The sequence below is a fragment of the Plantactinospora alkalitolerans genome (assembly GCF_015690345.1).
In the GTDB taxonomy this organism is placed as follows: Bacteria; Actinomycetota; Actinomycetes; order Mycobacteriales; family Micromonosporaceae; genus Plantactinospora; species Plantactinospora alkalitolerans.
On sequence record NZ_JADPUN010000156.1, the window covers coordinates 21256 to 30662 of the forward strand.

The 9407-nt window shown below is 71.1% G+C and carries 8 protein-coding genes; 4 read left to right on the forward strand and 4 right to left on the reverse strand.

Translation table 11 applies throughout. The features are described 5' to 3' along the window. Positions 1-2: 2 nt before the first annotated feature. Positions 3-1478, reverse strand: a complete 1476-nt coding sequence (locus I0C86_RS15910) for an NAD(P)/FAD-dependent oxidoreductase (protein WP_196202007.1) — start codon at positions 1476-1478, stop codon at positions 3-5. 157 nt (positions 1479-1635) lie between these two features. Then, on the reverse strand, positions 1636-2742 hold the full coding sequence (locus I0C86_RS15915; protein ID WP_407676312.1) for a lipoyl synthase: 1107 nt from the start codon (positions 2740-2742) through the stop codon (positions 1636-1638). 443 nt (positions 2743-3185) lie between these two features. Between I0C86_RS15915 and aspS the strand changes: the two genes are divergently transcribed. After that, entirely contained in the window at positions 3186-4355 is a 1170-nt protein-coding gene (aspS, locus tag I0C86_RS15920) for an aspartate--tRNA(Asn) ligase (RefSeq protein ID WP_196202008.1), read from the forward strand. A 25-nt stretch (positions 4356-4380) separates the two neighbouring features. Here aspS and lipB read toward each other — a convergent pair whose 3' ends face one another. Then, on the reverse strand, positions 4381-5037 hold the full coding sequence (gene lipB / locus I0C86_RS15925) for a lipoyl(octanoyl) transferase LipB (protein ID WP_196202009.1): 657 nt from the start codon (positions 5035-5037) through the stop codon (positions 4381-4383). 129 nt (positions 5038-5166) lie between these two features. Between lipB and I0C86_RS15930 the strand changes: the two genes are divergently transcribed. Then, complete coding sequence (locus I0C86_RS15930) at positions 5167-5691, forward strand: hypothetical protein (RefSeq protein ID WP_196202010.1); 525 nt, start codon at positions 5167-5169, stop codon at positions 5689-5691. 126 nt (positions 5692-5817) lie between these two features. On the opposite strand, the gene I0C86_RS15935 is transcribed toward I0C86_RS15930, so the two are convergent. After that, complete coding sequence (locus I0C86_RS15935; RefSeq protein ID WP_196202011.1) at positions 5818-7665, reverse strand: DUF2079 domain-containing protein; 1848 nt, start codon at positions 7663-7665, stop codon at positions 5818-5820. Between the two features lie 118 nt (positions 7666-7783). Here I0C86_RS15935 and I0C86_RS15940 point away from each other — a divergent pair, with 118 nt between their 5' ends. Next, positions 7784-8761, forward strand: a complete 978-nt coding sequence (locus I0C86_RS15940) for an ATP-binding protein (RefSeq protein WP_196202012.1) — start codon at positions 7784-7786, stop codon at positions 8759-8761. 92 nt (positions 8762-8853) lie between these two features. Beyond that, complete coding sequence (locus I0C86_RS15945; protein WP_196202013.1) at positions 8854-9246, forward strand: SCO5389 family protein; 393 nt, start codon at positions 8854-8856, stop codon at positions 9244-9246. Positions 9247-9407: the final 161 nt, after the last annotated feature.

Genomic DNA, 9407 nt, shown 5'->3' on the forward strand with positions numbered 1-9407 from the left:
GGTCAGCCCGGTACGCGGTCGCGGGGCAGCACCGGTGCCGCCCGCCCGGTGCCGTGCTCGCCCGGGGTCTTCTCCTCGTGGTACTCCTCCTCGACGTTGACCTCCCACACGTCGTGGGCGGTACCGTCCAGGATGTTCGACACCGACAGCAGCGCGGTCATCATCGAGTGGTCCGCATTGTTGTAGCGGTGCATGCCGTTGCGGCCGACCGGATGCACGTTCGGGACCTCGGCCTCCAGCCAGGCCCGGATCGTGGAGACGTTGTCCTTGTAGGCGAAGTCGTAGAACGGGTACGCCCGGGGCATCCGGACCACGTACCCGGACTCGACCGAGCCGGGGCGGACCAGGCCGAGCCGCTCCAACTCGGCGGTGCCGAGTGCGATCAGGTCGGCGTCCGGGCTGTTCCACAGCTCGTCGCCGATATTGAGGAAGTACTCCAGGCCGAGACAGGTTCGGCCGTTCTTGACCAGGTACGGCGACCAGGAACCGAAGTTCTGGATCCGCCCGACCTTGACCTCCGGGGCGTGGATGTAGATCCAGTTGTCCGGGAAGCTGAACTCCTCGGGTACCACCAGCGCGACGGTCAGGAAGTCGCGGTAGAACAGCTCCCGCGCGGCGGTGACGACCTCCGGCGGGGCGGGTGGGTCCATCGCCAGCACCAGATGGGAGATCGGCATCGACGAGACCACGTGGTCGGCGGCCACCCGGCGTTCGCCGTTCGGCCCGGTGACGGTGACCGCGACCGCCCGGCCGTCGGCCCGGTGCACGGCGCTCACCCCGGTGTTCAGGGTGACGACGCCGCCCCGCTTCTCCACGTGTTCCGCGCAGCGTTCCCACATCATCCCGGGGCCGTACTTCGGATAGTTGAACTCCTCGATCAGGCTGGTGATGTCCTTCTGGTTGCGCTTGGGCATCAGCGCGTTCAGCACGGCGCTGGAGAGCGAGAGGTTCTTGATCCGCTGTGCCGCCCAGTCGGCGGAGAGTTCGGTCGCGGGTACCCCCCAGAGCTTCTCGTTGTACGTCTTGAAGAAGTGCGTGAACAGCCGGCGGCCGAACCGGGCGGTCACCCAGCCGGCGAGGTGGGTCTGGTCCCTCGGCGGCGACACCTTGGCCCAGAGGTACGAGCCGACGCAGCGCAGTGCCTCGAAGACGCCCAGGTTGCGAAGTGCGTTGCTGGCCTTGAGGGGGTAGTCGTAGAGCTTCCCCCGGTAGTAGATCCGGCTCATCCGGGGGCGGAGCAGGAAGTCCTCGTCGGACAGGATCTCGTGCCAGAGCGCCTCGACCTGGGGCACCTTGGTGAAGAAGCGATGCCCGCCGATGTCGAAACGCCATCCGTCACGTTCGACGGTCCGGCTGATCCCGCCCACCACGTCGTCGGCCTCGAACACCTCGACGGTGGCGTTCCGCTTGGTCAGCTCGTACGCCGCGGTCAGGCCAGCCGGGCCGGCTCCGATGATTACGGTGTGGGGTGCTGTCATGCTTCTATTCATCACCTTCGACGTGTCGTCGGCAACCATCCGGCGGAGGACGGCCGGAATCTAGCACGGTTCAACACGTCGAAGCCGTTGCGGCACCGGGCCGCCGGGCCCGGGCGAAGAGGTGGAAAACGGCCGACGCCGGTCGATGCGGCGAGGGTTACCCCAGCACGGCCGGAGCCGGCACCGTCCGAGCCTCGATGGCCTGCTGGTACAGCCGGCCGGCCCGGTACGACGAGCGCACCAGCGGCCCGCTCATCACCCCGGCGAAGCCGATCTCCTCGGCCTCCTCGCGCAGCTCCACGAACTCCTCCGGGCGGACCCACCGTTCGACGGGATGGTGCCGGGGGGTCGGACGCAGGTACTGGGTGACGGTGATCAGTTCACAACCGGCCGCGTGCAGGTCGCGCAGGGCCTGGGAGATCTCGGCCCGTTCCTCGCCGAGCCCGAGGATCAGGTTGGACTTGGTCACCAGTCCGGCGGCCCGAGCCTGGGTGATCACGTCGAGCGAACGCTCGTACCGGAACGCCGGCCGGATCCGCTTGAAGATCCGGGGCACGGTTTCCACGTTGTGCGCGAGCACCTCCGGGCGGGAGCCGAACACCTCGGCCAGCTGCGCCGGGTTCGCGTTGAAGTCGGGGATCAGCAACTCCACGCCGCAGTGCGGCAGCGCGTCCAGCGCGCCACCGGCACCCTCGCCGACGGCGGCCGGCTGCTTCCGCCCGGTCAGCGCGTGGATCTGCCGGACCGTCTCGGCGTAGAGCCAGGCGCCGCCGTCCGGCAGGTCGTCCCGGGCCACGCCGGTGATCGTCGCGTACCGCAGGCCCATCGTGACGACCGACTCGGCGACCCGGCGCGGCTCGTCCGCGTCGAAGTCGGCCGGCTTGCCGGTGTCGATCTGGCAGAAGTCACAGCGGCGGGTGCACTGGTCACCGCCGATCAGGAAGGTCGCCTCCCGGTCTTCCCAGCACTCGTAGATGTTGGGGCAGCCGGCTTCCTGGCAGACCGTGTGCAGCCCCTCCCGGGCCACCAGACCGCGTAGCTGGGTGTACTCGGGGCCCATCTTCGCCTTGACCTTGATCCACGGCGGCTTCCGCTCGATCGGGGTCGCGGCGTTGCGGGCCTCGACCCGCAGCAGCCGGCGTCCCTCAGGAGCGACAGGATTGCCGGAAGTGCCGGAAGTGCCGGTACGGGTCTCCGGTGCGGTCACGACGCTCACCCGTCCGACTTCAGCGGCGGTGGATGGCGCGGTGTGCTCGATGGTCACGAATCCGAGCCTACGCGGAACGGCCCGGTCGATCGACCAGAGGCGACCGGACTCACGCGCCGAGCCGGGTGATGCCACTCACCCCGAAGGCGGATATTCGGTGTCGAAGCTCCGGCGGGCGTGGCTACGCTGCCAGCGACGCGATGACGGAGCCGAGTACCACCTCGACCACCGGAGTCCAGAGAGTCACCGCCGCTGGAAGGTGATCTCCGACCGGGGCTGGGAAGACCCTCCCGAGCTGCGGAGGAACGGCGCTCCGGCGCCTGGTAGAACCCGCCGTCCGGCCCGACGACACGGGTCACGAACGAGGCCGCCGGCCGTACCGCGGCGGTGAAGGTGTGGTGGCACCGCGAGAGCCCGCTCGCCCACACTTCCGGGGCCCGCTCGACGTACCAGGGACCGTGCCGGCCGTGGGGCGTCGCGACACTCGAGGAGTACCGCCCGTGCCACGCCTGCGCTCCGCGTCCCTGCCCGAGCACATCGGTGCGACCGTCACGATCGCCGGCTGGGTGCACCGCCGCCGGCAGCTCAGGTCGGTGACGTTCCTGATCGTCAGGGACGGCACCGGCCTGGCCCAGGTGGTGGTGACCGACGCCGACCTCCGGGCCCGGCTGGCCGATCTGCCCGAGGAGTCGGTGGTCGAGGTGACCGGCCGGGCGGTCGGGAACCCGGCCGCGCCCGCCGGGGTCGAGCTGGTCGAGCCCACGGTACGGCCGCTCGGCGACCCCGCCGTGCCGCCGCCGTTCGACGTGTACCGGCCGGAGCTGACCGCGGCCCTGCCGACCCAGCTCGACCACGCGGCGGTGGCGCTGCGCCATCCCAGCCGCTCCGCCGCCCTCCGGATCTCGGCGGCACTGGTGGCCGGCTTCCGTTCCACCCTGGACGGGCTGGGCTTCGTCGAGGTGCACACGCCGAAGATCGTGGCCGCCGCCACCGAGAGCGGGGCGAACGTCTTCGCCATCGACTACTTCGGTCGACCCGGCTACCTGGCCCAGTCGCCGCAGTTCTACAAGCAGATGCTGGTCGGAGTGCTGGAACGGGTCTACGAGGTCGGTCCGGTGTTCCGGGCCGAGCCGCACGACACCACCCGGCACCTGGCGCAGTACACCTCGCTCGACGCCGAGTTCGGCTTCGTGACCGACCACCGGGACGTGATGGAGCTGCTCCGCGCCGTCCTGGCCGGGACGCTGGGCCGGCTCGCGAACCACCCGGTGGCACCGGCGGAGATCCCCGCGGTGCCCCCCGAGATCCCGGCCGTGCACTTCACCGAGGCGCTCGCCATCGCGGGTGCGTCGCCGGACGAGCCCGACCTCGCGCCGGCCCACGAACGCGTCCTGGGCGAGTGGGCCCGGACCGAACACCACTCCGACTTCCTCTTCGTCACCGGCTACCCGATGGCCAAGCGCCCCTTCTACACCCACCCCGCCACCACACACGCCCCGTCCGGCGCACCGAGCCAGACGTACTCCAACGGCTTCGACCTGCTCTTCCGAGGCGTCGAACTGGTCACCGGCGGTCAACGCCTGCACCGGTACCAGGACTACCTGACCGCGCTCGCGACCTCCACCGGCTCACCCCGTGAAGGAAGGGCCCCTTCTTATCGCTTTCTGTAGAAGAAGGGCCCCTTCTTAACCGAGATCAACCAAGGAGGGTGGGCAGGTGCCGCTCGACCACGGGGAGGACTTCGGCGACGGTCACCGGGCGGCCGAGTTCGGCGGTCAGCGAGGTGGTGCCGACGTCCCGCAGCCCGCAGGGGACGATCCGGTCGTACGCCGACAGGTCGCAGTCGCAGTTGATCGAGAAGCCGTGCTGGGTCACGCCCCGGGCCACCCGGATACCGAGGGCGGCCACCTTGCGTTCCGGCCCCCGCTCGTCGGCCGGTACCCAGACTCCGCTGCGGCCCTCGACGAAGCCGGCGGCGGTCAGGCCCAGCTCGACGCAGACGTCCCGGAGCATCTGCTCGGTACGTCGGACAAAGGCGACGACGTCCACCGGCAGGCCGCTGTCCGCCCCGGGCAGCTTGATGATCGGGTACCCGACGAGTTGTCCGGGGCCGTGCCAGGTGATCTTGCCGCCCCGGTCCACGTCGATCACCGGGGTCCCGTCCATCGGCCGGTCCCAGGGCTCGGTGCGCTTGCCCGCCGTGTAGACGCTGGGATGTTCGAGTAGCAGGACGGTGTCGGGGCGCTCGCCGGCGACCACCGCCTCGTGCACCCGACGCTGCTCGTCCCAGCCGGTCAGGTAGTCGATCGTTCCGACCCGGACGCTGGTCAACCCGGCAACTGTGCTGGTCACGCTGCCCAGCTTAGTTCGCTACCGGCCGGTCGCTCCGCTACGTGGCCGGAGTCACCGCCGCTGCTCGGCGTAGCGAGCCGACAGGTCGCGGGCCAGCACAGCCGTACCCGTCCGGGGCATGATGCCCGGATGGGTACGGTGCGGACGGTGGTCGTGCTGGTGCACGCCGGGATTGCGGCGCTCTGGCTGGGGTCGATGGCCTACAGCCTGTTCGTGGTGCAGCCCAAGCTGGCCCGGATGGTCGACGTGCCCCCGGCGGAGGAGCCGCAGCAAATCGGGGACGTGCGGCGGGTCGGGGACGTGCAGCAAATCGGGGACGCGCAGCGGATCGAGGACGCGCAGCGGATTCTGGCCCACGGCAACCGCTGGCCGGTGACCGGGCTGATCGGGGTGCTCTGGGTGACCGGGCTCGCCCTGGCGCTGCTCCCGGCGGAGCGGTCGACCGCCGGATGGACGGTGCTTGCGGTGAAGGCGGCCCTGCTGGCCGGCGCGACCGGACTGTTCTGGTGGATCTCCTGGCGGGGTTGGCCGCGCCGGGTCTTCGCGCTGCCCGCCGAGCTGCCCGGGTTGCAACGCCGGTTCCGGCTGGTCGCGCTGACCATGTTCGGCCTGGTCGGCGCGGCCTACGCGCTCGGTGTCGTGGCGGGGTACTGAGCGTCGCGGGGTACTGAGCGTCGCGGGGCACTGAGCGTCGCGGGGTACTGAGCATTCGCCGGCGAACCCGGGGGGCGGTCGGTCCGGCCGGACGGTCCGGGCCGAACCGATCGCGGTGCGCGGCGGTCAGGGCGAGACCCGCCAGAGCCAGACGTCCGAGACCCGCTCCGGCTGGCCGAACAGTTCGGTGGCGACGTCGAGTACCGCCTCCCACCGGATCGGGAACTTCGCACCGTGCGCCTCGGGGGTGAGCACCATCACCTCGACCCGCCAGTAGCGCAGGTCGGCGCGGGCGGCGGTCCGGTCGGCGTCGGTGATGGTCGGCCGCTCGCCGGTCCGGGCCACCTCCATCAGCAGCGCGTCGGTGGGCCGGGGCACCGGCCCGATCCGGCCGCGCCCGTCCGGGCCACCCGGTCCGAGGAAGAAGCCGGCCGGGACGGCGAACTCGCCCTGCCGGTGCGCCAGGGCGTACGCCTGCCAGCGCTGCCCGTCCGGGGCCAGGTCCAGGGTGAGGGGCAGCGGGGTCAGCACCCCGCCGGGGGAGACGTACTGCCGCCAGGTGCCGGAGGTGATGAACTCCGGGACCGGATCGCGGTGCACGGTCAGCAGGGTTGCCGGGAGGAGTGGCAGCAGCGCCACCGTGAATCCGGCCAGCCAGGCGGTTCGGGCCCGCCGGGACAGCGGGATGCTCCGGAGCAGGTCGACGGCGTGCGCGAGCAGCAGACCGACGACCGGCGCCACGACCAGGGCCAGCCGGGACGGCAGCGCCGCGTTGAACACCGGTAGGTGTCCGAGCAGCGCGTACGGCAGTGGGATGTCGGTGTGCGCCTCGAAGATCTTCACCCGGGGTCCCCAGGAGAGCACGGTGAAGACCAGCGCGGTCACCCCGAGCGCGCGCAGGGTGGCCCGGCGTACCGGGTCGGCGTGTCGCCAGAGCAGACCGAAACAGGCCACGGCGAGCACCAGCAGCGGCAGTCCGAGGAAGGAGTTCTCCTCGGTCGGGTTGGGTGCCAGCGAGGTGTCCAGGCCGGCCAGCCCGGCCAGCGTCCGCTGCGGATATGCGCCGTACGCGGCGATGTCCTCGGCGTGGATGACCGGATCGAAGCCGGTGCCGTGGAACCGCTGCGGGCCGAGGAAGTGCATCCACAACGGGTACGCCAGCAGCGCGAACGCCACTGCGGCGGTGATCCCGAGCCCGCGCAGGAAGGTCGGCAGCAGGGTTCTGGCCTCGACCCGCCGGCCCCGGTCCAGTGCCCAGGTGCCGAGGAACACGGCGCAGGCGAGTGCGGTGAAGAAGAGTCCCTCGGCGGCGATCGAGAACGCCACCGCGACCAGTACGCCGAGCAGGATGCCGTTGCGTAGCCATCGACCGGGCTGGCGCAGCCGGAGTACGCCCCAGAGCAGCATCGGCGCCACCCATCCGGCGCTCCAGTTCAGGTGGCCGTTGGCGTGCGCGACCATGCCCGGCGCGAACCCGATGAACAGCCCACCGAGTACGGCGGCCGGGGCGCTGCGGACGAGGTGCCGGGAGAGCAGCCAGTACCAGCCGAACGCGGTGCCGGCGAGGTTGGCGGTGAGCACCACCAGGAAGGTCGCCGGTGGCCCGATCAGGTAGGTCAGCGGTGCGAAGACGACCGCGTACACCGTGACCGAGGTGTTGACCGCGAGGTTCACGCCGTCCGGAACGTTCAGCAGGTCGGTGAAGAACGGGTTCTGGCCGTGGCTGAGTGCGTGTGCGCCGTAGGCGAGCAGCCATTCGAACAGTGCCTGGTCGCTGGAGTTGACGGTGATCGCCCGCCCGTTCGGGTCGAGCCAGAGTCCGCTGGTGACCCAGACCGCGCCGACGATCGCGACGAGCGCGACGAGCAGGTCGACGCGCCGCCGGTTCGGGCGGTCGGGGGTCGGCGCGGTCGACGGTTGCGGCGCCGACGGTTGCGGGGGCGGCCCGGCGAGCGCGGACGAGGAGAGCGGCACGGGCCGCAGGTTACCAACCCGGTCCCGACACGCCGAGCATCCGGGCAGCCTTGACGAACTTGATGGAAATGATTTCCAATTGTATTAACGCCGCAGAGTGCACTGGAGGATCCGTACCGTGAAAATCTCGTTCGTCGGGAAGGGCGGCAGTGGCAAGACCACCCTGGCCGCCCTCTTCGCCCGGTATCTGGCCGAGGCCGACCCGGTCGACGGCGGCCGGCCACGGCTGCTCGCCATCGACGCGGACATCAACCAGCACCTCGCCGCCGCGCTCGGCGCGACCGAGGCCGAGACGGCCCGACTGCCCGCGCTCGGCGAGCACCTCGGGGAGATCAAGGAGTACCTGCGCGGCGAGAACCCCCGCATCTCCTCGGCCGCGGCGATGGTCAAGACCACTCCACCCGGACGCGGCTCCCGAGTCCTGCCGGTCGACGGCGTCAACCCGATCTACACCGCGCTGGTCCGCGAGGTCGGCGGCGTCCGGCTCGCGGTGACCGGCCCCTTCGGCGCAGAGGACCTCGGGGTGTCCTGTTACCACGCCAAGGTCGGCGCCGTGGAACTGCTGCTCAACCACCTGGTCGACGGCCCGGGGGAGTACGTCGTGGTGGACATGACCGCCGGTGCCGACTCGTTCGCCTCCGGGCTCTTCACCCGGTTCGACGCCACCTTCCTGGTCTGCGAACCCACCCTGCGCAGCGTCGGCGTCTACCGGCAGTACGTCGGCCACGCCCGCGACTACGGCGTCCGGGTCTTCGTCGTCGGCAACAAGGTCGACGACCCGTCCGACGTCGACTTCCTGCGTCAACACGTCGGGGCCGACCTGCTCACCTGGCTGACCCGGTCCCACTATGTCAAGGGCGCGGAGCGGGGCGCACCGGAGCCGATCGCCGCGCTGGAACCGGCGAACCGGGCGGCCCTGGACCTGCTCCGGACGACCGTCGACGCCCAGGTCAAGGACTGGGCGGACTACCAGCGGCACGCGGTGGAGTTCCACCTGCGCAACGCGGTCGCCTGGGCGAACGACCGGGTCGGCGAGGACCTGGCCGGACAGGTCGACCCCGAATTCGTGCCCGGCCCGCAGGTGCCGGTCCGCTGACGCCCACCGGATCCGGCCGGATCGGTGCGAGCCGTACCGGCCCGGGCCGTTCCAGACCGATCCCCACTGGAATCGCAACAGAAGGAGAAGAGATGTCCCTGGACGTACCCGCCGCTCTGCTGGAGCGGGCCGAAGCCGGTCGGGTCGACGACGACGAGTTCGTCGACTGTGTCCGACGATCCCTGCCGTACGCCTGGGCGGTGGTCTCCGAGGTGTCGGCCCGAGCCCATTCGACCATGGCCGACTACGCCGACCATGCGGTCCCGCCGCCGAGCGAGGCGGAACGGGGCCAACTGCTCCGTGCACTGGCCAGTGACGCGATCCGGGGCGGTCTGGAGCGCCACTTCGGGGTACGGCTCGCGTTCCAGAACTGCCACCGGGTGGCCGCGTTCAAACCGGGGGCGGCGGGCGGCGCGACGTACCGGCGATTCGTCTCGCCGCTCGCGCAGGTCCGTAACCAGTCCCCGGAGCTGCGCGACTGCTGACGGCCCGGTTCTGCGGCATCCGACTCCGCCTCGAGCGGAGTCGGATGCCGGCGGGCGGTGGGTGGTCGGTCAGCGCTGCCGGGTCGGATCGGGCGACGTGCGCCGGGACCGGCGGGCGACGGCGGCGGCCTGGCCATCGCCGTCGCCGAGCACCAGCAGGG

Bases quoted from the DNA above. Each gene is read 5' to 3' on its own strand.
- I0C86_RS15910 (WP_196202007.1), bottom strand. From the start codon at position 1,478: ATGACAGCACCCCACACCGTAATCATCGGAGCCGGCCCGGCTGGCCTG.
- I0C86_RS15930 (WP_196202010.1), top strand. From the start codon at position 5,167: ATGGGTACGGTGCGGACGGTGGTCGTGCTGGTGCACGCCGGGATTGCG.
- I0C86_RS15945 (WP_196202013.1), top strand. From the start codon at position 8,854: ATGTCCCTGGACGTACCCGCCGCTCTGCTGGAGCGGGCCGAAGCCGGT.